This is a genomic window from Pseudarthrobacter defluvii, from assembly GCF_030816725.1.
Lineage (GTDB): Bacteria > Actinomycetota > Actinomycetes > Actinomycetales > Micrococcaceae > Arthrobacter > Arthrobacter defluvii_A.
The window spans coordinates 552987-577671 of sequence record NZ_JAUSYG010000001.1 but is presented as its reverse complement, the minus strand read 5'-3'; the positions used below and the strand labels follow the sequence as shown (position 1 = coordinate 577671).

Sequence of the window (24685 nt, the reverse complement as noted above, 5' to 3'; positions counted from 1 at the left end):
AGTCAGTGCTTGGGGCGGCTGGACCGCAGTTTGACGGCAGCCGCGGCCAGGATCAGGGTTCCCGGTACCACCACGAAGAGCGCCGCGAGCATCCAGACGAACACCACGGAGCAGAACAGGGCCGCGGCAAGCAGCAGCGAGCCCGTCCAGTCGCGGATGGAGCTTGCCTGGCCCGCTTCGAGGGCCTGGCGCCAGGTTTCCCTTCCGGCGGCACCGGAGCCTGCACCCGAATAGTCGGACCAGGCGGAGGCGGTGCGGAGCAGCAGGATGGCCGCACCGGCGGCAAGGATGAGCGTGGCGGGCAGGACCACTTCCCTGCCCGGGAGCTGCCCCACCCAGGCGAGCAAAAGGTTGAGGGCAATCACGACGGCGGCGGCCGCCGTCGTAATTCCCAGCTTCCAGCTGCCCGGCAGCGCAGCCCTGAACAGGCCCCACAGGCCGCGGACGGAATCGTCCCGGCCATTAAGGTGCCGCTCGAGATGCGCCGTCCCTGCCGCATAAGCGGCCGGGATGGTGACGAGCGGGAGGGACAGCACCAGCACCAGCACCCCTGCCAGGAGGGTTTCGGAGAACAGGGCAAACCGGTTCACCGGGATGGGTTGGTGGCCGGAGGCCGGTGTGGTGCTGTCCATGACGCTCATTTTCTGACTCGCTTTTCTCGTTAGCCCTTGAGGCCCTGGGTGGAGACGCCCTCGACGATGTACCGCTGGAAGATCAGGAAGAAGATCAGCACGGGCAGCAGGGCCAGGACGGACATGGCGATCATGGCGCCGTAGTCCGAGGACTGGGTCTGGTCCACGAAGAGCCGCAGGGCCAGCGGCAGCGGGTACTTGTCCGGGGTGTTCAGGTACAGCAACGGACCCAGGAAGTCGTTCCAGCTCCAGATAAAGGAGAAGATCGAGGTGGAGATCAGGGCCGGTTTCATCAGCGGCAGCATGATGGAGCGGAAAATCCGGGCGTGCCCGGCGCCGTCGATCCGTGCCGCCTCATCCAGCTCCGCGGGCAGGCCGCGCATGAACTGGACCATGAGGAAGACGAAGAACGCGTCTCCGGCCAGGAACTTGCCGATCAGCAGGGGTACGTAAGTGTCCACCAGGCCCAACTGCTGGAAGATGATGTACTGCGGAATGATCACCACGTGGAAGGGCAGCAGCAAGGTGGCGATCATCATGCCGAAGAACAGGCTGCGGCCGGGGAAGTTGATCCTGGCGAACGCGTAGGCTGACACGCTTGCGGAGAGGATGGTCCCCACCACGGCGCCGAGGGCAAGGATCAGTGAGTTGGTGAAGAACTGCAGGGTGGAGACCCCGCCGATCCCGTCCATCGCCGTAACGAAGTTATCGAAGCTGAAGTTGTTGGACCAAAGTGAGGTGTTCTGCCCGCCGATTTCCGAGTTGGGCTTGAAGGATGAGGCGATCATCCACAGCGCGGGGTAGAGCACGATGGCGGTCAGGATGAGGGCCACGGCGTGGAAGATCACGCTCTTGGCCCGCTTGGCCCCAACCGACTCGGACTTCGGGTTGTAGGCAGCGGGTGTGTCCGTAGTGGACTGGGTGGGGGTTGCCATGGTCGTCATTTTGAATCACCGCTGTAGTGGACCCAGGACTTGGACGTGCGGAAGAAGATCAGGGTGATGATGCCCACCACGACCACCAGCAGCCACGCCATGGCCGAGGCGTAGCCCATCCGGAAATCGCTGAAGCCGCGCAGGTACAGGTAAAGGGTGTAGAAGAGGGTGGATCCGGCGGGGCCGCCTTCACCATTGGAGATGATGTAGGCCGACGCGAAGATCTGGAATGCGTGGATGGTTTCCATCAGCAGGTTGAAGAAGATCACCGGGGAAAGCATGGGCCAGGTGATGTTGAAGAACTTGCGCACCGGGCCTGCACCGTCCATCGATGCAGCCTCGTACAGCTCGCCGGGGATCTGCTTGAGACCGGCCAGGAAGATCACCATCGGGGCGCCGAACTGCCACACCGTGAGCAGGATGAACATCGGCATGGTCATAGCGGGGTTGCCCACCCAGCCGCCCAGGTTGATCCCGAAGAAGGACAGCCCCTGGTCCACCGGACCGGCATCGCCGAACATGGCCTTCCAGACGATTGCGATGGACACGGACGCGCCGATCAGGGATGGTGCGTAGAACGCAGACCTGTAGAAGCCCTGGCCCCGGCGCTTGCTGTTCAGCAGCATCGCCACCGCCAGTGCCGCCGCCAGCTTCAACGGGGTACCGAACACCACATACCCGACTGTCACGCCCACCGACTGCAGGAACCGTTCATCCTGGAACAGGGTGGTGTAGTTGTCCAGGCCGATCCACTTGGGCGGCTCGAACAGGTTGTAGTTGGTGAAGGACAGGTACAGCGAGGAAATCATCGGCCCAACGGTGAGGGCAATGAATCCCAGCAGCCAGGGCAGCAGGAAGGTATAGCCGGCACGGGCGTCCGCGCCCCGCCGCCGCGGTTTGCGCGGCAGCGGGGAAGTGGACGACGCCGGACGCCTGCTCAGGGTTGGGCTTTGAGTCACGAGTTCAATCCGTCAGTCGTGAAGGCTTGATGAGGCAAGGCGCCTGATCAGGCATTCTGCTTGATGAGGTCTTCGGCTTCCTTGAACCAGGCATCGGCTGCACCATCAATGGTGAGCTTGCCGTAGTTCAGGTCCGAGGCGATGCGCTTGAAGGAGGCTTCAAGCGTGCCGAACCCGACGATGGGCGGCTCCGGGGCGTCCTTGAGGTACTTCTCAATCGACTTCTCGTAGTCCACCACGAGCTTGTCCGTGCCTTCGAAGGTGGTGCCGTCGCGCTGGGTCTTGGAGGCGGGGACACCGCGGGAGGTCTTGAAGATCTGGCCCACCTCGGGATCGTTGACCATGAAGTCGATGAACCGGGCGGCGGCATCCTTGAACTTGGTCTTGGCGCTGGCCACCATGAGCATGGACGGCTTGAGGAACAGGCCAAGGTTGTTGGGGTCGTCTGACGGCACCGGAACCAGCTTGAGTTCCTTGGCACCACTGTCGCCCAGGTAGCCGGCCATGAAGTTGTCCCAGGTGACCTCCGTGGCGGTGGCGTTGGAGCCGAACGGAGACTTCGGAGCCAGCTGGGTCACACGGTCCTCGGGGATGATGGCACCCGTACCGCGCAACTCCGCGGTCAGGTTCCACCACTTCTTCAGGTCATCCTTGCTGAAGCCGAGCTTGCCCTCGGAAGTGAACGCCTCGATCTTGTTCTGGCGCAGCCAGATATTGAACATCCACCAGACGCCGGTGTAGTCGGTTCCACCGTAGAGTGCGCCGTTACTCTTGGCGCCTACCTGGCTCAGGAAGTCGTTGAACTCCTTGTAGGTCCAGCTGCCGTCCGGCTCGGCGATGCCCAGGGGGGCCAGCTTTGCCGGGTCGTAGTAAACGGCGAAGGCGTTGGTGCTGGTGGGGATGCCGTAGGTCTTGCCCTTGATCTGGCCGGAGGGCAGGAGGGACTTCTCGAAGGCGGAGGTATCGATCTTGACGGTGCTGAGGTCCAGAAGCTGGTTGCGCTGGCCGTAGTCGCGCAGGTAGGACAGGTCCCACTGCATGACGTCCGGCAGGCCACCGCCGGCAGCCTCCGTGGCGCGCTTCTGCCAGTAGCCGGCGAAGTCGGTGAAGTTGCCGTTGACCTTGATGTCCGGGTTCTTGGATTCGAACAGTTCGATGGCCTTGCGGGTGCGCGTCGCGCGGTCGTCGTTGCCCCACCACGTGTAGTTGATGGTGACGGGCTGGGCGGCCGATCCGGTCTGGCCGGAAGAGCCTGATCCGCTGCCACAAGCCGACAGGGCTGCGGCAGATGCGGTGCCGACGGCAACGGTTGTGAGGAAATGCCTTCTGTTAATCACGGGAGCCTCCTTGCTCGATGAGTGTTTTGCCTTTTCTCGGCCTACAACGAGAGTAGTGAGCTGGCTTACACGGCTTCTGAAACGATACAATATCTGCATTCGGGAATTTGGGCAAGCGTTTTCCAAACGTCTGATGTCAGATCCAGGTCCCGGCCCATAGCAGACATAGGAGTCGCATGACACAGCAGGAAACCACCGTCCCGCGGAGCGTTTGGAACAAGGTCGGGGGCATCGCCTTCGGGGGTGACTACAACCCTGAGCAGTGGCCGGCCAGCGTCCGGCTGGAGGACCTGGAGCTCATGCAGGAAGCTGGAGTGAACTTCCTCAGCGTGGGAATTTTCTCGTGGGCACTGCTCGAGCCGGCTGAGGGCCAGTACGACTTCGGGTGGCTGGATGAGGTCATGGACAACCTCGCGGGGATCGGGGTGAAGGTGGCCCTGGCCACCGCCACCGCCGCTCCCCCGGCCTGGCTGGTCCGCAAGCATCCGGAGATCCTGCCGGTCACCGCTGACGGGACCGTGCTGGGGCCGGGCTCACGGCGGCACTACACGCCGTCGTCGGCCGTTTACCGGCGCTACGCCGCAGGAATTACGCGTGCGCTGGCGGAGCGGTACAAGGACCACCCGGCACTGGCGCTGTGGCACGTGGACAACGAACTGGGCTGCCATGTCTCGGAGTTCTACGGAAAGGAAGATGCTGCCGCTTTCCGCGCCTGGCTGGAACGCCGGTACGGGAGCATCGAGGCGCTCAACGCATCGTGGGGCACCGCGTTCTGGAGCCAGAACTACGCCTCGTTCGAGGAGATCCTGCCGCCCGGCGTCGCGCCCTCCACCCTGAATCCCGGCCAGCAGCTGGACTTCCAACGGTTCAACTCCTGGGCGCTCATGGACTACTACCGCAGCCTCGTGGCCGTCCTGCGCGAGGTGGCGCCGGGCGTTCCCTGCACCACCAACCTGATGGCTTCCAGCGCCACGAAGTCCATGGACTACTTCGACTGGGCCAAGGATCTGGACGTTATCGCCAACGACCACTACCTGGTGGCCGCCGACCCGGAACGGCACGTGGAACTCGCGTTCAGCGCGGATCTCACCCGCGGCATTGCGGGCGGCGACCCGTGGATCCTGATGGAACATTCGACGTCGGCCGTGAACTGGCAGCCGCGCAACCAGCCCAAGATGCCGGGTGAGATGCTCCGCAATTCCCTGGCACACGTGGCCCGCGGTGCCGACGCGGTCATGTTCTTCCAGTGGCGCCAAAGCTTTGCGGGCTCCGAGAAATTCCATTCCGCGATGGTGCCGCACGGCGGCCGGGACACGCGCGTGTGGCGGGAGGTGGTGGACCTCGGCGCCGCGCTGAAACGGCTTGAGCCGGTGCGCGGTTCACGGGTCCAGTCCCGCGCGGCCATCGTCTTTGACTATGAGGCGTGGTGGGCCAGCGAAATCGACTCGAAACCCAGCATCGATGTGAAGTACCTGGACCTGCTGCGCGCCTTCCACCGCGCCCTGTTCCTCCGCGGGATCTCGGTGGAAATGGTGCACCCGTCCGCTTCGCTCGAGGGCTATGACCTGGTGCTGGTGTGCACGCTGTACGCCGTGTCCGATGACGACGCCGCCAACATCGCCGCCGCGGCCACAGCCGGCGCCACCGTCCTGGTCAGCTACTTCAGCGGGATCGTGGACCTGCAGGACCATGTGCGGCTGGGCGGCTACCCGGGAGCATTCCGCGAGCTCCTGGGGGTCCGCGTGGAGGAGTTCCATCCGCTGCTTGCCGGTTCACAGCTGAAGCTGAGCGACGGGAGCGTGTCTTCGGTGTGGAGCGAGTATGTCCACCTGGCCGGCGCGGAGGCGGTGCAGACCTTTACCGAATACCCGCTGGAGGGCGTCCCTTCCCTTACCCGCCGGGCCGTGGGTTCCGGGGCCGCCTGGTACCTGGCCACGTTCCCTGACCGGGACGGCATTGAGAGCTTACTGGACCAGCTGCTGGCGGAGTCCCGGGTTGCCCCTGCTGCCGTAGCCGATCCCGGCGTCGAGTTGGTGCGCCGGCGTTCCGCCGACGGGCAGGCCTTCCTGTTCGCCATCAACCACACGCGTGCCGATGCCGCTGTTTCCGCCACCGGCACGGATCTGCTGGCGGGCCAATCCTTCGGCGGCACGGTTCCGGCCGGCGGCGTGGCCGTGATTGCGGAGGGCTAGGGCTCACCTGTGATTGGCGCCGCGGCAGCCTTACCGGCCTTGCTGCGGCGCCTTCCGGACCGTCGCGGGGCACTTCGGGTGCTTCATTTGTCGAATATTACGACGGCGGCCGGCGAGTCCGTGTCGAAGTGCCCCGTTTGGGAGGGGAAGCCCGTCCAAGCCCGGCTTAAACAGCCCTGCCCCGGAAGGAACTGTTGGTTACCTTTCCGGGGCAGGGCTGCCACCCGTCGTCGGACGTCTGGCATGTCGAGGCGTCCCTCCAGACTGTCCGGAGCCGTGTTGGCGCGTGGGGACTAGCTGCTGATGGCGGACTTCATCTCGTCGGTTGCCTTCTTGCCTGCATCCTCTGGGGAAAGCCGCTCGAAGAGAACTTCGGAGGTGTACCGCTTGATGATCTCCTGGATGGCGCCTGCGCCCTTCGGCGGCGGCGCGGGGGCCTCACCGAGTTCGTCCTTGATCTGGTCGATGAAGTTGACCACCTTGACGTCGGCCGGGGTCAGCTTCGGCTGGATCGCTGCGCGGACATCGGAGTTCGGGTAGACGCCGCGGTCAGCCAGCAGGGCCTCGCCGGCTTTGACGTTGTTGGTGAGGAAGTTGATGAACTTGGCGGTTTCCTGCGGGTGCTTGGTGCGCGAGGAAGCGGACCAGAACTGCGAAGCCTTGTACCAGAGCCCGGCGTCAGCGGCCGAGCCGGTCTTAGTGGGGAAGCGCAGGATCTTCAGGTCCCCGCCGCTGGCCTTCTCCAGGGCAGGGGCCTGGTTCGACCACCAGAACGCCATCCCGTTCTTGCCCGTCGCCAGCCCGCTCTGGTCAAGCGGGGCTGCCTCGGCCTCCACCACCTCGGAGGCGGAAGGAACTGCCTTGTCCTGGCTGAGTTTCTTCAGGAACGCCCACCACTCGGCAATGTCACCGGGCTCAAAGCCCAGCTTGCCTTCGGAGGTGTACAGGGACTTGCCGTTCTGCCGGAGCCACACACCCAGCGAGGCCTCGTCGGTTCCGTAGGCGGCCGCACCGTAAGTTCCCTTGGGCGACTTGGCGGTGATCTCGGCGGCAATGCGGCCAAAGTCCTCCCAGGTCCATTTCGTGTCATCCGGAAGCGGAACGCCGGCCGCCTGGAAGACCGCGGGGTTGGCCAGGATGGTGGCGGCGTTGATGCCCGCGGCGATGCCGGTCAGGCCCTTCTCGCCCTTTCCTGCGTTGAGCGCAGCCTCGTCCAGCTTGGAGGTGTCGATGTCGTGCTTGGAAAGGTCCAAAAGGGCACCGCGGCTGGAGTACTCGGTGATGTACTTTTCGTCCATCTGGATGATGTCCGGGGCATCATTGGCTGCCACCTGGGTAGCCAGCTTGTCCCAGTAACCGCTCCAGTCGCCGAACTCCGGCTTGATCTTGATCTTGGGGTTTTCGGCTTCGAACTGTTTGATGGCCTCCTGTGTGAGCTGGGCGCGCTTGTCGCCGCCCCACCAGGAGAAGCGGAGTTCGACGGTGCCGTCCGCGTTCTGCGGGGCTGCACCTCCGCCGCAGGCACTGAGGGCCATGACGGCGGCGACTGCGGCAGCTACGGCGCCGGCTTTACGGGTTCGGCCTTGACGGATGCGGCGCGCTGCGCCTGAAGTGGGTGCCCCTGCTTGCTGCTGTGCAGCAGCTGCAGGACGGGGAAAAAGCGGCACTGTGTACTCCGATCTTCTTTGATCCAGGTGCGGGTGATTGTTCCAGGTGGGGACTTGCCGCCGGGGCGGCAACAGGAGCTGGCGGAAAAGCCCATGAAAGCGCTTTCTGAAAGCTAACATTACAAGTAGCGGACTTGTAGTACAAGAAGTTGACGCCATTGTTTTGGAAGATGACGCATCCACAAACACAAGAACGGCCCGCCACAAGGGCGGGCCGTTCGTCAGTGCGGAACTTGCAGTGCTGGTTACTTGATGCCTGTGGTGGCGATGCCCTTGATGAGGAACCGCTGGCCAAAGAGGAACACCAGGAAGACCGGCAGCAGGGACACGATGGACATGGCGAACAGTGAGCCCCAGCTGGTGGCGGACTGGGAATCCACGAACGCGCGCAGTGCCACCGGAACGGTGAACATGTCCGGGTCCGTGAGGTAGATCAGGGCACCGAAGAAGTCGTTCCACGTCCAGATGAAGGTGAAGATGGTGGTGGTGGCCAGCGCCGGCACCATCAGCGGCAGGATGACCCGCAGGAAGATCCGCGGATGGCCGGCGCCGTCAATCCGGGCCGCCTCATCGAGTTCGCGCGGAATGCCGCGGATGAACTGCACCATCAGGAAGACGAAAAACGCGTCTGTGGCCAGCAGCTTGGGCACCAGCAGCGGCCAGAAGGTGTTCACCCAGCCGATCTGCGAAAACAGGATGTACTGCGGAACGATGACAACGTGGAACGGCAGCATGATGGTCAGCAGCATGATGCCGAAGAACAGCCTCTTGCCGGTGAACTGGAGACGGGCGAAGGCGTACGCGGCCATGGAGCACGACACCAGGTTTCCCAGGATCGAGCCGATCACCACGATGGCCGAGTTCAGCATGTAATGCCCGAACGGGTGCGTCAGGGCCGACCATCCCGAGGTGTAGTTGCTCATCTCCAGGCTGTTCAGCCACAGGCCGGGTTCACGGAAGATCAGTTCGTTGGGACGGAGTGAGGACACCACCATCCACAGCAGCGGGTAGATCATCAGGGCACCGGCCAGGATGAGGATGCCGTGCTTCATCAGCGATTTGCCTCGCTGCGCCCGGCTGAAGGCCAGGGTTCCCCGGGACTCGCGGACCCTGGGCTTGCGGTTGTTAGGCTTGCCGGCGCCCGTGGACTTCCTCTCGGGGGCGGGCAGCGTCTCCAGGTTAGTCGTCATAGAAAACCCAATACTTAGAAGCGATGAAGTTGATGGCGGTGAAGACACCGATGATGAGCAGCAGCACCCACGCCATGGCTGACGCGTAGCCCATGTCGAACTGGCCGAAGCCCTTTTGGTAGAGGTACAGCGTGAAGAACATGGTGGAGTCCGAGGGCCCGCCGTTGCCGCCCGAGACGATGAACGCCTGGGTGAACGACTGGAAGGACCCGATGATCTGCAGCACCAGGTTGAAGAAAATGATGGGGCTCAGCATCGGCAAGGTGATCCGCCAGAACTGCTGGAGCGTGCTGGCACCGTCAACCTTGGCAGCCTCGTAGTACATGTTGGGGATCTGCCGCAGGCCTGCCAGGAAAATGATCATGGGTGCGCCGAAAGTCCAGACGTGCAGCAGGATGATCGATCCCAGCGCGGTGCTCGGATCCGAGATCCACCCCGGACCCTGGATGCCGAACATTGCCAGGACCTGGTTCACCAGGCCGGTGGTGCCGAAGATCTGCTTCCAGAGGATGGCCACGGCCACCGAACCGCCCAGCAGGGAGGGCAGGTAGAACACCGAGCGGTAGAACGGAAGGCCGCGAAGACCCTTGTCCAGGACGAGGGCGATCAGTAGGGCCACGGCGAGCTGCAGGGGGACGCCTACGAAGACGTAGGTGAACGTCACCCGCAGGGAATTATGAAGCCGGGCGTCGCTGAGCATCCGCGTGAAGTTGTCCAGCCCCGTCCACTCCGGCGGCTGGAGCAGGTTGTAGTCCGTGAAGGACAGGTAAAGGGACATCAGCATGGGGCCGATGGTGATGGCCACCAGGCCCACCAGCCACGGCAGCAGGAAGATGTAGGCGGCCTTGTTGTCCCGCCTGTTGGCCTTTTTCTCGGCGGCCGTGACTTTGCCTTTCCGCCGGGTGATGGAGCTCAGCTCACTGATGGCGCTCACGGCAGCTGCTCCGTCCTGGGAATGTGTTTTGCGGCCATGTGGTCTCCTTTGGTCATCGTGGCCTCCACGTTGGTCCATCGCCGGGGCGATGGGGTAGATGGCGCCCCAGCTCCGGTCCCCCGCACCCCTTGCGGGGATGCTGGTTCCGGCGCTGCCGGTGCCGTCGAAATTGCGGCTCCGTACCAAAGTAAACGCTTTCTTGACTCCTGTATAGCCCTTTGTTAGTTTTTGAGAAAACGCTTTCTGTTATCCGCATCGCCCAGGCTCTACCGACCCTCAGAGGGGCACAACAATGAAGTTTGGTCTCAAGAAATCCATCATGGGCGTTACTGGCGCCTTCGCTGCAGCCGCGCTGGTTCTCACCGGTTGCGGCAGCAGTCCGCAAGCAGGAAAAGTGGGTACGGCTGAGGATCCGGTCACCATCCGCTTTGCCTGGTGGGGCAACGATTCAAGGGCGAAAACAACCATGGATGTCATCAAGGCATTCGAAGCCGAAAACCCCACCATCAAGGTCGAGGGCGAGAACACGGAATTCAGCTCCTACTGGGACAAGATGGCCACCCAGATCGCCGGTGGAACCATGCCGGATGTCATCGCCGTGAGCGGCGCCTATCCCAGCGAGTATGCCAGCCGCGGTGTGCTGCTGAACCTGGACAAGGTCAAAGATCAGATTGACACCTCCAAGTTCGCCCCCGGAACCGTGGACCTGGGCAAGATCGACGGCAAGCAGTACACCATCACCGCCGGCGTCAACTCGATGTCCATGGTGCTGGACCCCAAAGTCTTCCAGGCCGCCGGAGTGGCGCTGCCGGACGACGAGACGTGGACCTGGGACGACTACGCCAGGATCGCGGCCGAGATCACCCAAAAGTCACCGGCCGGAACCTTCGGCACCACCCCCATGGCCAATGATTCCTTCCTTGCCGTATGGGCCCGCCAGAATGGCGAGGCCCTCTATACCGACGACGGAAAGAAGATGGGCATCAGCGAGGACACGCTGACCCGTTGGTTCGAGCTCAACAAGAAGCTGACGGATACCGGCGGTGCCCCCTCGGCCTCCCAGACCGTGGAGGACGGCTCCGCGCAGCCCGAAATGACCCTGATGGGACAGGGCAAACAGGGCATGAAGATCTCCTGGAGCAACCAGATGACGTCATACTCCGGTGCCCCGCTGGTCATGGTGAAGCTGCCGGGCGAAAGCCCCAGGCCCGGTTCCTGGCTGCGTTCCTCCATGGAGTACGCCATCTCATCCAAGTCGGCGCAGTCCAAGGAAGCAGCGCTCTTCATCAACTACCTGGTCAACAGCATGGACGCAGCGTCCAAGATCAAGAGCGACCGGGGCATGCCCGCCAACACGGAACTGAAGGCCGGCATCACTCCCCTGCTGAAGGAAACCCAGCAGAAGGAGGCGGCGTACCTTGACCGCATCGCCGATATGAAGATCCAGGCGCCCAAGCCGTTCCCGCCGGGTTCGTCCGCCACGATGGAGGTTTTGAACCGTTACAACACCGATGTACTCTTCGGAAAGATCTCTCCGCGTGACGCTGCCAAGGGCTTGATCTCCGAGGTCAACCAAAACCTCGCCTGACGGTCCCAGCCCGTCCCCTGCAGCAACCACGCCACAAAAAGGAGGCCAGCCCTATGACGCCAACAGCACGGCCCAGCGCCATCGCGGGCTACGAGGACTGGCCTGCCTACGTCCGGGAGCATCCGCGCCGCCAAGCCTCCAGCGCGGCGGCGCAGGAGCTGTCGGATGCCCTGGGCGTCCCGGACGCGCAGCGGCTCCCCAAGGTTACGGTGCACTGGGAGGAAACGTACTACGGCGCCACCACCTCCCAGCTCAGCTGGCAGTTGGGCTTCGGGCCGCGCACTACGGGCTGGCTGGTCAGGCCGGCCGGAAGTTCCGGACCCCTGCCCGGCGTCCTGGCCCTGCACTGCCACGGCGGGAACAAGTTCGGCGGTGCCGACCGGCTGCTGGAATTGCCCGACAGCCACCCCTCCGCCGTGTCTGCCCGCGCCGGCCACTACGACGGACGGGCCCTCGCCACGGACATCGCACGCCGCGGCTTTGCGGTCCTGGCCCATGACACCTTCGCGTGGGGCAGCCGCAGGTTCGACCTCTCAAATCCCCCGTGGCGCACTGCCGCGGCAGCAGCGGGGAGGCAGGCGCAGTGGCGGGAGGACGGCGTCGTGCCCACCGAAGCGGAGGAATACAACGCCGCTGCCGGCTTCCACGAAGACACCGTCGCCAAGGCAGCCGGGCTACTGGGCACCAGCCTGGCCGGCATGGTGGCGCACGACGACCTCGCAGCCCTGGACATCCTGGCCGCCCTGCCGGGGGTGGACCAGGACAACCTGGGGTGCATTGGTTTCTCCGGCGGCGGCGGCCGTTCGCTGGCCCTCGCCGCCCTCAGCCCCCGCATCCGTGCCGCTGTGGTCACCTGCATGATGACCACCTTTGAGTCCCTCTTTCCGGCCTACCTGGACGCGCACTCGTGGCTCCTGCAGACCCCTGGCCTCTGGAAGCTGGGCGACTGGCCGGAACTCACCGGCAGAGCGGCCGCGGCCCGGTTCCTGGTGCAGTACGCCCTGGCGGACGAACTCTTTCCGGAGGACGGGATGCGGCAGGCGCACCGGATACTGGAATCCCTGCACGGCGGGACGGACCGGTACACCGGCAGTTTCTGGCCCGGCGGGCACGTTTTCACGGCAGCCATGCAGGATGAGGCCCTCGAGTTCCTGGCCAAGACGCTGGCCTGCTGACCCTTTTCAAACCTTCAAGGACCCACGTGATCACACAGCATTCCCCCGCCGCGGAATCCACCCCGTTGCAGCCCACATCCACAGCCATCCCCCGGATCGGGCTGGTGGGCGTGCACGGTTTCGGCGAGCGGCACCTCGCCAACCTGGCCCGGCTGGAGGCGGCCGGCGCCCTGGAACTGGTGGCCGTGGCCGACCCCGTCCCGCCGCAGGCCGGCGCCCTGCCCGATTCGGTCGCCGTGTTCCCCGATCTTGACGCCCTGTTGGCCGCACAGCCGGGCGTCGACGTCGTCATCCTTGCCACGCCCATCCAGACCCATGCCCCGCTGGCGGTCGCAGCGCTGGAAGCCGGGATGGACGTCTACGTGGAGAAACCGCCTGTGGCGTCCCTGGCCCAGTTTGAGCAGGTCCTTGCCGCCGCGCAGGAAAAGGGCCGCCTGGTCCAGGTGGGCTTCCAGAGCCTGGGGTCCCATGCCCTGCCGGCGATCAAAGACCTGGTGGCTGCCGGGGAGATCGGCACCGTCCTGGGCATCAGCGCCACGGGCCAGTGGCTGCGGACCAAGGCCTACTTCAAGCGTTCACGCTGGGCAGGGAAGCGCGCCCTGGAGGGCACCGACGTGGTGGACGGCGTGGCCACCAATGCGCTGGCCCACGCTGTTGCCACGGGCCTGGCCCTGGCGGGCGCCCACACCCTCGCCGACGTTGCCTCCGTTGAGACCGACCTGTACCGGGCCAACGACACGGAAAGCGACGATACGTCAGTGATCCGGGTCCGCACCGAAGGCGGACATATCCTGCTGTGCGCCCTCACGCTGTGCGCACCTGAACAGCTGGATCCCACTGTTACGCTGCACGGAACCTTGGGCGACATCACCCTCTTTTACACCCGCGACGAGGTGGTCATCAGCACCCCCGACGGCGAGCGCCGGGAAACGCACGGCCGCACGGACCTGCTGGAGAACCTGTTGGAGGCCCGCGCAACAGGAGCCCCGCTGCTCTGCGCGCTGCAGGACACCGGTGCTTTCACCTCAGTCCTGGAAGCCATTCGCACCGCCCCCCGACCCGGCTCCGGTCGATTCGAAGTTCATCAGCTGGGAGGGCACGGGCGACGACGCCCACCCCGTGGTGCATGGCATCAGCGACCTGATGGGCCGGGCCATCAAAGCCCAGGCGACCTTCGCCGAACTTGGCGTCCCCTGGGCCCGGGCCCTGCCGCCGGTCCGCACACTGGCGGTGGACGGCCGCCCGGTGGCGGACTACCAGGACGGCAGGCATATCCGGGCAGTCTCCTCGCCGCGCCCCTACCTGCACCCCGTCCGGACCCTCGGCGGCACCGTGGTCACGGACCACATGCCGCTGGACCACGTATGGCACCTCGGTGTTGGGGTGGCGCTGCAGGACGTGGACGGCATCAATTTCTGGGGCGGCCGCACCTACACCCGCGAGGCCGGGCAGTACGTCTGGCGCCCGGACCACGGGAGCATTGCCGGCACAGGCACAACGGTGGAACAGACCGACGCCGGCGGCGGCCAGGAGGGCAGGCTCCAGGAGACCCTGCACTGGAACGGCCCCGACGGCTCCCCCGCCCTCCTGGAGGAACGCACCTGGACGTGGTCCGGCGTCTCGCCTTCCATCTGGCGGCTGTCCCTTGACTTCTCGCTGGCCCCCGCCGGGGACAAACCGGTCAGCCTGGGCAGCCCGGGCTCCAACGGCCGCTTTGAGGGCGGCTACGGCGGCTTCTTCTGGCGCCTGCCCGGGTGTGGCAACGCGGCGGTCTGGACGCCCGACGGCGCCGGGGAGTCGGAGACCCACGGCAGCGTGGCGCGCTGGCTCGCCTGGTCAGGAACGTTCGACGGCGGGCCCGCCACCTTGGTGTTCGTTGCCCCGAAAGGCTCCACGGACCCGTGGTTCGTCCGGGTGGAGGGCTACCCCGGTGTAGGCCAGTCGCTGGCCTGGGACCGGCCCGTCATCGTCGAGCCGGGGAACCCGGCGCGGCGCCGCATTACCGTTTTCGTGGCCGACGGAATCCTGGCCACCGCCGACATCGAAACATTGATAAACCAGGGGGACCCGTCATGACGCAAACAACCACCGCAGCAGTTCCGCCGCAGGAGGCACGGCTGGCACCGGGATCGAGGACGGACCGGGCCATCAAGCGCCGCCGGGTCCTGGACATCCTGGACGCGGCCGGGCGGGATTCGCTGCTCCTGACCTCCAACACTGCCCTGACCTGGTACCTGGACGGCAGCCGGGTGCACATCAGCCTGGCCGGCGACCCCATCGCGGCGCTGCTGGTTGACCGCGACGGCGACCACCTGGTGACGTTCAACAACGAGGCCGGCCGAATCGCTGCCGAGGAACTTCCGGCGCAGGTCAACCTGCACACCGTGCCCTGGTACGGGAACCTGCACCAGGCCGCCGCCGCCGTCGGCACCGGCTCCCTGCCCCCGCTGGCGGAAAGCGACGTCGCCGCTGAGCTGAGGGCAGCCCGCCAGCAGCTCCTCCCGGCGGAGAGTGCACGGTACTCCCGGCTCAGCGCCGAGCTGGCCGGCATGATGACGGATATCCTTTCCGCCGCACGCCCAGACACCACGGAGTTCGAGCTCGTTTCGGCGCTGGCCGCCCGCGTGGTGGCCGCCGGGGCGGAGCCGCTGGTGCTGCTGTCCAACGGCAGCTCCCGCAGCGAATTCCGGCACCCCTTGGCTACCCACTCCCCGCTGGGCCGCCGCGCCATGGCTGTGGTGTGCGCCCGCCGCGACGGCCTGGTTGCCAACATCACCCGCTGGGTCAGGTTCGACGCCGGCACCGCGGAAGAGCGCGGCGCCGAGGCACGCATTGCAGCAGTGGAGGCCGACATCTTCGACGCCACGGTTCCCGGTGCCCGGCTGGACCGGATCTTCGCCGAGATCCAGGCCGCCTACGCCCGGCACGGCTTCGGGAAGGACCAGTGGGAGCAGCACCACCAGGGCGGTCCGGCAGGTTATGCCGGGCGCGATCCCAGGGTCACGTCTGCGGCGACCGACACTGTGGTGCTGGACCAGGCCTTCACGTGGAACCCGTCAGGCCCCGGCGTCAAGATTGAGGACACTGTCCAGCTCACGGAGTCGGGGCTTCAAGTCCTCACGGTGGACCCGCGCTGGCCGGCCACCACCGTCAACGGGCTGGAACGGCCGGTGACGCTGCAGCTGTAGCCGGACGCCCGCTCACATTTGGGGCTTAAACCCCAAACGCCCGCTCACATTTGGGGCTTAAACCCGAAACGCCCGCTCACCCGTGCCGCGGATGCGGCCGCAAGTGAGCGGGCGTTCAGGTTAAAACCGGCTACAAGTGAGCGGGCGTTTCAGGGAAGCCGCAGCTCTCCGTCCACCCGGCGCGGGATGCCCAGCGGGTTGTCCTCCCGCAGGGCCGGGTGCAGCACGGCTTCCGGGGCGTCCTGGTAAGCCACGGGACGCTGGAACCTGCGCACCGCCGTCGCGCCCACCGAGGTGAACAGCGAGGTGGTGGCCGGGTACGGGCCGCCGTGCTGCTGTGCCCAGTTCACCGCCACGCCCGTGGGCCAGCCTTCGAACAGGACACGTCCGGCGAGTCCGGAGAGCTGCTCCACCAGGGCCCCGATGTCCTCGCCCTGTTCGCTGTGGAGCGTGGCCGTGAGGCTGCCCGGGACCTTGGCCAGGACGGCAGCCAGTTCGTCCTGGTCCGCGTACTCGATCAGGATGGTGGTGGGCCCGAAGCATTCCTCGAGCAGCTGCTCCGGCCGCTCCAGGACCTTTGCAGCGCTGGTGGAGAAGACCACGGGGGCAGCGCCGTTGGCCACGGCGTCCTGGTCCACGCTGCCGCTGACAACGTCCACGCCGTCTACCGAAGCGAAGCTGCGCAGTCCATCCGGGTAGGCCTCGGCGATGCGGCTGGTCAGCATGCCCAGGGCCGGCTTGTCCTTGCTGGCCTGGGCCACCTCTGCTGCGAAGCCCGTCCCGGCCGGGATGAACACCAGGCCCGGCTTGGTGCAGAACTGCCCGGCGCCAAGGGTGTAGGAACCGGCCAGCCCGGAAGCGAGCTCCGCGGACCGGGCCTTGAGTGCTGCCGCGGTGATGACCACGGGATTGAGGCTGCCAAGTTCCCCGTAGAAGGGGATGGGGTCGGGACGGGAGGTGGCAAGGTCGAACAGCGCACGGCCGCCGGGGATGGAGCCGGTAAAGCCCACAGCCTTGACGGCGGGGTCCTGGACCAGGGCGGTGCCCACCTCGCGGCCCTGGACCAGGGCGAACAGGCCTTCCGGCGCGCCCGCGGCACGGAGAGCCTCCGCCATGATTTCCGCCGTCCGTTCGGAGAGCCGCACGTGGCCGGAGTGGGCCTTGACGATCACCGAGCAGCCCACGGCCAGGGCCGAAGCCGTGTCACCGCCGGCCACCGAGAAGGCGAACGGAAAGTTGGAGGCGGAGAAGACTGCCACCGGGCCGATGGGCCTGAGGATCCGGCGGAGGTCCGGCCTGGGCGGGGTGGCCGCCGGGTCTGCGTGGTCGATGATGGCTTCCAGGTAGGAGCCTTCGGTGATCACGCGGGCGAACAGGCGCAGCTGGCCGGTGGTGCGGGCCACCTCGCCCGTCAGGCGCGGCGCCCCCAGGCTGGTTTCGGCATCCGCGATGTCCACCAGTTCGGCGGCGTTGGCATCCAGGGCGTCCGCCACCGCGTTCAGCCATCCCGCCCGATCGGCGTCGGAGGCAGCCGCGGATATTTTTGCGGCGGCGGTGGCGGCAGCAGTGAGCTCGGTCAGGGAAAGCGTTGCAGTTGTCACGTCAGGAACCTGTTCATCCAATAGAGGTCGTCTGGAAATTCATCATTGCAGCCTGTCCTTGAAGCGGAAACCCAGCCCGTCGTGGTCCGCGAGGGTCACCCTGCTGCTGTGGAAACACACCGGAGAGGGCCCGTCGAGGATCCCCAGCTGTTCGAAGGACGCCTCTTCGACATCCTCCACCATGGTGGGCTCCGCCAAGGTCAGCGCCAGTTGTCCGGACAGTTCGGGCAGCAGGTGCGGCATCACCTTGATGCTGTGGGTCCGTGCCAACTCCACGATCCTCCGGAACGGGGTTATTCCGCCAACCCGGATGATGTTGGGCTGGATGATGTCCACCGCCTCCGCCTCAATGAAATCGCGGAACCGGTAAATGGTGTGCAGGTTTTCGCCCAGGGCGATAGGCACCGGCGAATGCTTCCGCAGCCGCCGGTAGGCCCAGAGGTCGTCCGCGCGGATGGGTTCCTCCAGCCAGTCCAGCCCGAATTCGGCCAGGACATCCAGGGCGCGGAAGGTGGTGGGCAGATCCCACCGCTGGTTGGCGTCGATCATGAGCCTGCGGTGCGGGCCCAGGACGGAGCGGACCGCGGCAACACGGTCGGCGTCCTCGCGGATGTCCGGCTTGCCCACCTTGATCTTGACCGCCTGGTGGCCTGCGGCAACCCAGCGTTCCACCTGCGCCACCAGTTCGTCCAGGGTGTAGTGCAGATTGACCCCTGATCCGTAGACCTCGGCCGATTCCTGGCGCTGCCCCAGAAGACCTGTCACCGAGGTGCCGGCACGCCGGGCCTGCAGGTCCCACAGCGCAAGGTCCACGCCCGCCATGGCGATGGTGGTCAGCCCGCCGCCGCCGGCTTCGTGCAGCCGCTTCCACACAGCGTCCCATACCGCCTCAGGCGAGGCCGGAAGGCCGGTGACGAAGGGTGCGATGTCGTGGTCAAGCAGCGCCTTGACTGCCTGTGGGCCGATGGTAGGGGTCCAGGAGAAGCCAAAGCCCGTGCCGCCGTCGTCCGTGGAAAGTTCGGTGGCGATCACGTGGTTCTCCGGCGCGTCCGCACCCCAGTGCCGGCGCAGCGGAACAGTAATGAGCCGTGTGGCAAGGCCCGTGATGCGCGGGACGGTGCGGACGGATTCGGCCGCGGGGGCGCTCATCAGCGTCCGGCCAACTCGTGGCCCTTGGCCAGGATCGCCTTGAGCTCCACCAGCTGTTCTTCCGTGGGGTCCACCAGCGGCGGCCGCACCGAACCAACCGGCAGCCCGCCCAGCCGCAGGCCTGCCTTGATCAGGGAAACGCCGAAGCCGGGGGTCTGGTCGCGCAACCGGACCAGGGGCGCGTAGAAGCCCTCCAGCAAGGCGTTGCGCCGGTCCTCGTCGCCTGAAACGTAGGCGTCGTAGTAGGCCTTGGCGATTTCCGGGGCCATGGCGAACGCTGCAGAGGAGTACAGCGGGATGCCCAGGCCGCGGTAGGCGCCCTGGGTCAGTTCGGCGGTCAGCAGCCCGTTGAAGAAGGCGAAGTCAGTCCGGCCGGTGGCGCGGACGGCGGAGACGATCTCCTGGGCCAGGCCGACGTCGCCCAGGCCGTCCTTGAAGCCGATGACCTTGGGGTTCGCCGCAAGCTTGGCCATCGACGCGGCAGTGAACTTCGCGTTGCCGCGGTGGTACACGATGACCGGCAGGCTGCTGGCGTTGGCTACCGCCTCGATGTAGGCCACCAGCCCGTCCGTGGGACCGGTGACCAGGTAGGGCGGCAGCACCAGGAGGGCGTCCGCGCCGGCTTCCTCAGCGGCGCGGGCTGCGGCCAGGGCGTGGCCCAGCGGTCCGCCTGCACCGGCCACCACGGGGAGCGCCCCGGCAACAACCTCGACGGCGGCCGCCACCACGGTGCGGACCTCGTCGATGCTGAGGGCGTGGAATTCGCCGGTCCCGCAGGCAGGGAACACGCCGCCGGGCCCGAAAGGCAGCCGGGAGCTGATGTGTTCCTTCAGCAGTTTCACGTCAACGGAACCGTCTGCCGCGTAGGGGGTGACGGGGAAAAACAGTACGCCGTCAAATTTCATGGTGTCTCCTTGCCTCCGCCGCCGGCGGTGACCAGCGTGGAAGCCTCGTCGTTGAGGGGTTGGTGGGACTTCAGTTCGATTCGCCAGCTGCGCTTGGGCTGCCAGCCCAGCAGTGCCTGGGCCTTGGCAATGGAAAACGCCGGGCTCGTGCCGGTGAGGCCGGCGCTGAGCGCTTCGCTGCCCGGCAGGAATTTCGGCATCAGTTCCGCGAGGGGCGCTGTGGCAAGAGCATCTGCTGCTCCGACGAAGAAGGTTTCCCCATTGGGAATGTCTTCCATTTTTGTTAGCAGCAGGTCCAGGAAGTCCGCCACGTCCCGCGCGTCCACGTAGTTGAACAGGGCGGGCGCGGACAGGGCAGGATCGGCCAGCCGCTCCGCAAGGGTGTGGCCCTGCTGGGTCGGCGCGCCGGCCCACTCCTCCGGGGAGATCACAAAGCACGGCCGGAACGCCGCGTAGCGGATCTTCTCCCCTTGCGCCGCGGCGAACATCTGCACGGTCTGTTCGGCGATGAGCTTTGACAGGGCGTAGGCGTTCCAGGGCTTCGGCGGCGTCCGCTCGTCCAGCGGGAACGACGGCGGCAGCCAGCCCGCCGGGCATCCATAACCGAGGACGGTGGGGCTGCTGGCGGTGACGATCCTGGACACGCCCAGCTCGGTCGCCGCACTGATGACCGCGAAGGCGAGCCGGGTGTTGGTGGCGAAAATGACGTCCTCGGGCGCGCTGAACGGGACGGCGATGGCTGCAAGGTGGATGACGGCGTCGGGCTTTGTTGCCCCGATCAGCCGCAAGGCCTCGCCCGGCGCCAGGAGGTCGGCGGTTTCCTGGACGACGCCGGCCGGCAGCAGTTCAGCGGGCACGGCGTCGCGGTCCACTGAGACTACCTCGTGGCCCGCCTGCGCCAGGCCCGCCACCACGCTGCGGCCCAGGCGGCCGGAGCCGCCGGTTACGAATATCCTGCTCATGGTCTTTCCCTTACTCGCCGCGGCGAAGGTCGACGCCGAGGTCCAGGTCCTCGACCCGGACGGGCAGGGACGTTTCGAGGGAGCGGTTGCCGGCGATGCCGACGGACACCGAACGCAGCCCGTCCAGGTAGCCGGACGGACGGCCCAGCGGATCCTCGCCCGGTCCGTTGAACAGGTCCGAGAGCAGGAGCTCATCGCCGCCGCCATGGCCACCCTCGCCGTTGACGATGGGCACCTCGTAGGCAGCCTCCCAGTGGCGCTGGACCACCAGGCGCTCCCCGTTGCGGCGGACGGCGTCCTCTTCCTCAACAGGCGTGGCGCTGGGGTCAACCACGGTCTTCTGGTCGGTGCTGTGCAGGACGGCCGCGCGTTCCACCACCTCGAGCTCGGCCCGGCCTTCGGTACCGTTCACCGCCACCCGGTAGCCCTCCCAGGGGCTGTGCGCGTTCAGGGAGTAGCTCAGGCGCGGGCCGCCCTGGTACTCCACCACCAGTGCCAGGTTGTCTTCGATGGTGATGCCGTCGGTGAAGACATCCTGGTCGCGGCGGTAGCCGTCGTAGTGCTCGTTGTCCAGGAAGAGGGCTTTCAGCCGTTCGTCCTCCCTCAGGTCAAGCGCAAAGGGATCCTTCTCGCCGGCGGGGGCATCGGCGTCAGGCGTTCCGCGCTCGGGGCGTGGGCCCAGCCCGCGCTCGGCAGCGTTCTTGTCGCCGTAGAACTTCAAGCCGCCCGAAGCGAAGACCCGTTCCGGAACATCGTCGATCCACCAGTTGACCAGGTCGAAGTGGTGGGAGGCCTTGTGGATCAGCAGCCCGCCGGAGTTCTTTTTCTCGCGGTGCCAGCGGCGGAAGTAGTCAGCGCCGTGGACGGTGTCCAGGACCCAGCTGAAATCGATGGAGGTGACCTTGCCGATCACGCCGCTCTGGATGATTTCCTTGAGGGCACTGTTGCGCGGCGAGTAGCGGTAGTTGAAAGTAACTACCACATTCCGGCCGGTCTCATGGACAGCCTGGACGATGCGGCGGCAGCTTTCGGCGTCGATGGTCAGGGGCTTTTCGACGACGACGTCGGCACCCGCGCGGAGGCCCTCCACGATGTAGTCGGCGTGGGTGTAGTCCGGCGTGGTGACGATGATGCGGTCGATGTTGTTGGCCTGGATGAAGGCGGTGAGGTCTGCCGGTTCGAACGAGGCGACGGGGCCAGGCGCCCCGAGTTCCTGGATGAGCTTCTGGTAGAACTCCACACGTCCCAGGGTTCACGTCGGAGAACGCCACCAGTTCGGCGGTGTCCGCGTGCTTGCCGAAGATGGCGCGGATGTACATTTCGGAGCGTCCGCCGGTGCCGATCAGGGCAATGCGGGCCTTCCGGCCATCCTGTACTGCGTTGAAGGCGGCGGCAGCAGTGCCGGGCTGGGGGGCAGCTGCGGCCGAAGCGGTCTCGGCTGTGTTGACCATGGTGGGTCCCTTTCGAAAAAGCTCAATACCCGGCCGTGGGAGCGGCCGCTGACGTGCTGCGGTGAAGCCCGGAAGCGCCCTCCTGAGAAAGCGTTTTCTCGCCTCGCTATAGAAGTTGTATCAATCCGCCGGCTCATCCGTCAACCATTCCGGGCACTGGAAGAAAGCGTTTTCTGCCCCTTCTTGCTGCAACCCCGCCCGCAACCAGGGGAAAACCGGCGGGAAAGGGTAGAAATCGCTTTCCGATAGCCGTATATGCTGTCTCTCAAAGCACCTGCCGCCACGCCTGCGCACTCCCGGTCACCAACCATTCCGGAAGGATGCGGTCCGGCGGCGTAAAAGAAGGGTTCCCTATGGCAAGGAGATCGGCAAGCGGCCGGATCGGCATCGCAGATGTCGCCGTGAAGGCGGGGGTTTCGCACGCCACCGTTTCGCGCGTCATGAACGGGAACTACACCGTGGACCCGGACATCGCCGCCAGGGTGCGCTCGGCCGCCGCGGAACTGAAGTACCAGCCCAACCCGGTGGGACGCAGCCTGGCGCTGGGCAAGACGGACACCATCGGCATCGTGGTCCCGGACCTGGCCAACCCCACCTTCCAGGCGATCCTCCGCGGGCTCAGCCGGGCAGCGGCCCAGGACGGCTACCGGGTTCTCATCGCCGACTCGTTCGAAATCTCCAGCGAGGAGTCCATCCTTGCCGGCGAGGCGCGGCGGCGGTGCGACGGGCTGGTCCTGTGCGCCCCGCGCATGTCGGATGCGGAACTGGAGGAGATTGCCCCCTCCCTGCACCCAATGGTGCTGATCAACCGCACCACCGCCACCCCGGGCGTTCCCAGCCTGGTGGTGGACTACGGCCAGGGCGTCCAGGACATCGCCGGGCACCTGGTGGAACTGGGCCACACCCGCCTGGCCTTCCTTGCCGGACCGCCCCACAGCGCCTCCAACGACATGCGGCTTCGGGGATTGGAGACCTTCAAGGCGGCCCACCCAGAGGTTGAAGTGACCATGCTGGAGGGCGGCTCGGATTTCGACACCGGGCATGAGGCAGTGGATGCCGTCCTGGCGTGCGGAGCCACCGGAATTCTTGCCTTCAACGACCTCGTGGCGATGGGCCTGATGAGCGGCCTCCACGAGCGCGGCCTGGACGTTCCCGGCGACATCTCCGTCACCGGCTTCGACGACATCCCCTTTGCCAGGTATACGACGCCGGCACTCACCACGGCCGCGGTCCCCATCACCGAACTGGGCGAACAGGCCTGGCACCAGCTCCGGTCGCTGATCCGCAATGAAGGCAACGATTCGTCCGGCCGCTACCAGCCCCGCCTGGAGGTCCGGGCCAGTACGGGACCGGCCAAGGCGCCCCGCACCACGGTCCACGGCTGACCCGCGGGATGACACTTGGCGGCAGTCCGGCTGGCCCGCACTGCCGCCAACTGCCACTTCGCGAAGCTATCCCACCCCGGAAGAGGAACCATGACCCACACCGTCCAGCCCAACAACCCGGAGGCTACCCCGGCGCCGGAGACCACGGACATCCCCGCAGCCCCGGCACCTGCCAAGGCCCCGTCGTCGTCCGCCCTGCCCGCTGCCCTGAAGCGCCGCATCCCCAAGTACTCAGACCTGGCCCCGCTGATGCAGTTCAAGAAGCCCGAATTCAGCAAGGAAGCACGGCTGAAGCGGGCAAGCACCATCTGGGAACTGCGCGACATTGCCAAGCGCCGCACGCCCAAGGCGCCCTTCGACTACACAGACGGTGCGGCCGAAGAGGAGATCACCCTCCGCCGCGCCCGCCAGGCGTTCCTTGACATCGAATTCCGGCCTGGCATCCTGCGCAACGTCTCCACCATCGACCTCAGCACCGACATCCTGGGCAAGCCGTCCCGCCTGCCCGTGGGCATCGCCCCCACCGGCTTCACCCGGATGATGCAGTCCGAGGGCGAATACGCGGGCTCCCAGGCCGCCGAAGCCGCCGGCATCCCCTACACCCTGTCCACCATGGGGACCGCCTCCATCGAGGACGTGGCCGCCGCCGCGCCGAACGGGCGCAACTGGTTCCAGTTGTACCTGTGGACGGACCGGGACCGCTCGCTGGAACTGATCGAGCGCGCTGCCAAGGCAGGCAACGACACCCTGATGGTCACCGTGGACACCGCCGTGGCCGGCGCCCGCCTCCGCGACGTACGCAACGGCATGACCATCCCGCCGGCGCTGACGCTCAAGACCGTTCTCGACGCGTCCTACCGGCCCGCCTGGTGGTTCAACTTCCTCACCCACGAGCCGCTGACCTTCGCCTCGCTGTCCCGCTACACCGGCACCGTGGCGGACCTGATCAACTCCATGTTCGATCCCACGCTCACGTTCGGGGACCTGGACTGGCTGCGTGAAACCTGGAAGGGCAAGCTGGTGGTCAAGGGCATCCAGACCGTGGAGGACGCCCGCCGCGTGGTGGACCACGGCGCCGACGGGGTGATCCTGTCCAACCACGGCGGCCGCCAGCTGGACAGGGCCCCCATCCCGTTCCACCTGCTCCCCGAGGTCAGGCAGGCTTTCGATGCCGACAACACGGAGGCCGCCATCATCCTGGACACCGGCATCATGAGCGGCGCGGACATCGTGGCGGCCCTGGCCATGGGCGCCGACTTCACGCTGATCGGGCGCGCCTACCTCTACGGGCTGATGGCCGGCGGCCGTGCCGGCGTGGACCGAACCCTGCAGATCCTCGAAAAAGACATGGCCCGCACCATGGCGCTCCTGGGCGTCAGCCGCGTTTCCGAGCTGGGCCCGGACCACGTGCGGCTGCTGGGAAGGTAGCGCGCTA

17 protein-coding genes and 2 pseudogenes are annotated in these 24685 nt (G+C 66.2%); 7 read left to right on the top strand and 12 right to left on the bottom strand.

The window, feature by feature from the left end; translation table 11 throughout:
• Nucleotides 1–2 precede the first annotated feature (2 nt).
• The 4 genes from QF031_RS02585 to QF031_RS02570 are packed head-to-tail and all read right to left on the bottom strand — an operon-like array spanning nucleotide 3 to nucleotide 3863.
• Nucleotides 3–641 carry a Poxvirus protein I5 gene (locus QF031_RS02585; protein WP_307423694.1) on the bottom strand — a complete coding sequence of 213 codons (639 nt, stop codon included), beginning with the start codon at nucleotides 639–641 and terminating at the stop codon, nucleotides 3–5.
• A 20-nt stretch (nucleotides 642–661) separates the two neighbouring features.
• Entirely contained in the window at nucleotides 662–1576 is a 915-nt protein-coding gene (locus QF031_RS02580) for a carbohydrate ABC transporter permease (RefSeq protein ID WP_307423692.1), read from the bottom strand.
• Nucleotides 1573–2526 carry a carbohydrate ABC transporter permease gene (locus QF031_RS02575; RefSeq protein ID WP_307423690.1) on the bottom strand — a complete coding sequence of 318 codons (954 nt, stop codon included), beginning with the start codon at nucleotides 2524–2526 and terminating at the stop codon, nucleotides 1573–1575. The genes QF031_RS02580 and QF031_RS02575 overlap by 4 nt, the downstream gene beginning before the upstream one ends.
• 47 nt (nucleotides 2527–2573) lie before the next feature.
• A complete protein-coding gene (locus tag QF031_RS02570; RefSeq protein ID WP_307423687.1) occupies nucleotides 2574–3863 on the bottom strand; it encodes an ABC transporter substrate-binding protein in 1290 nt (429 codons plus the stop codon).
• 176 nt (nucleotides 3864–4039) lie between these two features.
• Between QF031_RS02570 and QF031_RS02565 the strand changes: the two genes are divergently transcribed.
• Entirely contained in the window at nucleotides 4040–6055 is a 2016-nt protein-coding gene (locus QF031_RS02565) for a beta-galactosidase (protein ID WP_307423684.1), read from the top strand.
• Between the two features lie 293 nt (nucleotides 6056–6348).
• Here QF031_RS02565 and QF031_RS02560 read toward each other — a convergent pair whose 3' ends face one another.
• From QF031_RS02560 to QF031_RS02550, 3 genes are all read right to left on the bottom strand, one after another.
• The gene (locus QF031_RS02560; RefSeq protein ID WP_307423681.1) at nucleotides 6349–7722 is read right to left on the bottom strand and encodes an ABC transporter substrate-binding protein; all 1374 of its coding nucleotides are present in this window, start codon (nucleotides 7720–7722) and stop codon (nucleotides 6349–6351) included.
• Between the two features lie 245 nt (nucleotides 7723–7967).
• Nucleotides 7968–8912: a carbohydrate ABC transporter permease gene (locus tag QF031_RS02555; protein WP_307423678.1), complete on the bottom strand. Its 945-nt coding sequence runs from the start codon at nucleotides 8910–8912 to the stop codon at nucleotides 7968–7970.
• Nucleotides 8902–9846 carry a carbohydrate ABC transporter permease gene (locus QF031_RS02550; RefSeq protein WP_307423675.1) on the bottom strand — a complete coding sequence of 315 codons (945 nt, stop codon included), beginning with the start codon at nucleotides 9844–9846 and terminating at the stop codon, nucleotides 8902–8904. The genes QF031_RS02555 and QF031_RS02550 overlap by 11 nt, the downstream gene beginning before the upstream one ends.
• A gap of 292 nt (nucleotides 9847–10138) precedes the next feature.
• On the opposite strand from QF031_RS02550, the gene QF031_RS02545 reads away from it, so the two are divergent.
• From QF031_RS02545 to QF031_RS02530, 4 genes and pseudogenes are all read left to right on the top strand, one after another.
• Nucleotides 10139–11434, top strand: a complete 1296-nt coding sequence (locus QF031_RS02545; RefSeq protein WP_307423673.1) for an ABC transporter substrate-binding protein — start codon at nucleotides 10139–10141, stop codon at nucleotides 11432–11434.
• Nucleotides 11435–11487: 53 nt separating this feature from the next.
• On the top strand, nucleotides 11488–12609 hold the full coding sequence (locus QF031_RS02540) for an acetylxylan esterase (RefSeq protein ID WP_307423670.1): 1122 nt from the start codon (nucleotides 11488–11490) through the stop codon (nucleotides 12607–12609).
• Nucleotides 12610–12635: 26 nt separating this feature from the next.
• Nucleotides 12636–14685 (top strand): annotated as a pseudogene (locus tag QF031_RS02535) (DUF6807 family protein).
• Nucleotides 14682–15797 (top strand): M24 family metallopeptidase, encoded by a 1116-nt coding sequence (locus tag QF031_RS02530; protein WP_307423666.1) that lies wholly within the window; start codon nucleotides 14682–14684, stop codon nucleotides 15795–15797. Before QF031_RS02535 ends, QF031_RS02530 begins: the two are co-directional and overlap by 4 nt.
• 149 nt (nucleotides 15798–15946) lie before the next feature.
• Here the strand turns inward: QF031_RS02530 and QF031_RS02525 are convergent, their stop codons facing one another.
• The 5 genes and pseudogenes from QF031_RS02525 to QF031_RS02505 all read right to left on the bottom strand — a co-directional run bounded on the left by QF031_RS02525 (nucleotide 15947) and on the right by QF031_RS02505 (nucleotide 21865).
• Nucleotides 15947–17398, bottom strand: a complete 1452-nt coding sequence (locus QF031_RS02525) for an aldehyde dehydrogenase (NADP(+)) (protein ID WP_307423663.1) — start codon at nucleotides 17396–17398, stop codon at nucleotides 15947–15949.
• Between the two features lie 42 nt (nucleotides 17399–17440).
• Entirely contained in the window at nucleotides 17441–18547 is a 1107-nt protein-coding gene (locus QF031_RS02520; RefSeq protein WP_307423660.1) for a mandelate racemase/muconate lactonizing enzyme family protein, read from the bottom strand.
• Entirely contained in the window at nucleotides 18547–19452 is a 906-nt protein-coding gene (locus tag QF031_RS02515; protein WP_307423656.1) for a 5-dehydro-4-deoxyglucarate dehydratase, read from the bottom strand. Before QF031_RS02515 ends, QF031_RS02520 begins: the two co-directional genes overlap by 1 nt.
• On the bottom strand, nucleotides 19449–20414 hold the full coding sequence (locus QF031_RS02510; RefSeq protein WP_307423653.1) for an NAD-dependent epimerase/dehydratase family protein: 966 nt from the start codon (nucleotides 20412–20414) through the stop codon (nucleotides 19449–19451). The genes QF031_RS02515 and QF031_RS02510 overlap by 4 nt, the downstream gene beginning before the upstream one ends.
• A gap of 10 nt (nucleotides 20415–20424) precedes the next feature.
• Nucleotides 20425–21865: pseudogene (locus tag QF031_RS02505) on the bottom strand (Gfo/Idh/MocA family protein).
• A 353-nt stretch (nucleotides 21866–22218) separates the two neighbouring features.
• Here QF031_RS02505 and QF031_RS02500 point away from each other — a divergent pair.
• On the top strand, nucleotides 22219–23250 hold the full coding sequence (locus QF031_RS02500; RefSeq protein WP_307423649.1) for a LacI family DNA-binding transcriptional regulator: 1032 nt from the start codon (nucleotides 22219–22221) through the stop codon (nucleotides 23248–23250).
• A gap of 90 nt (nucleotides 23251–23340) precedes the next feature.
• Entirely contained in the window at nucleotides 23341–24678 is a 1338-nt protein-coding gene (locus tag QF031_RS02495; protein ID WP_307423646.1) for an alpha-hydroxy acid oxidase, read from the top strand.
• The last annotated feature ends 7 nt before the right edge of the window (nucleotides 24679–24685 follow it).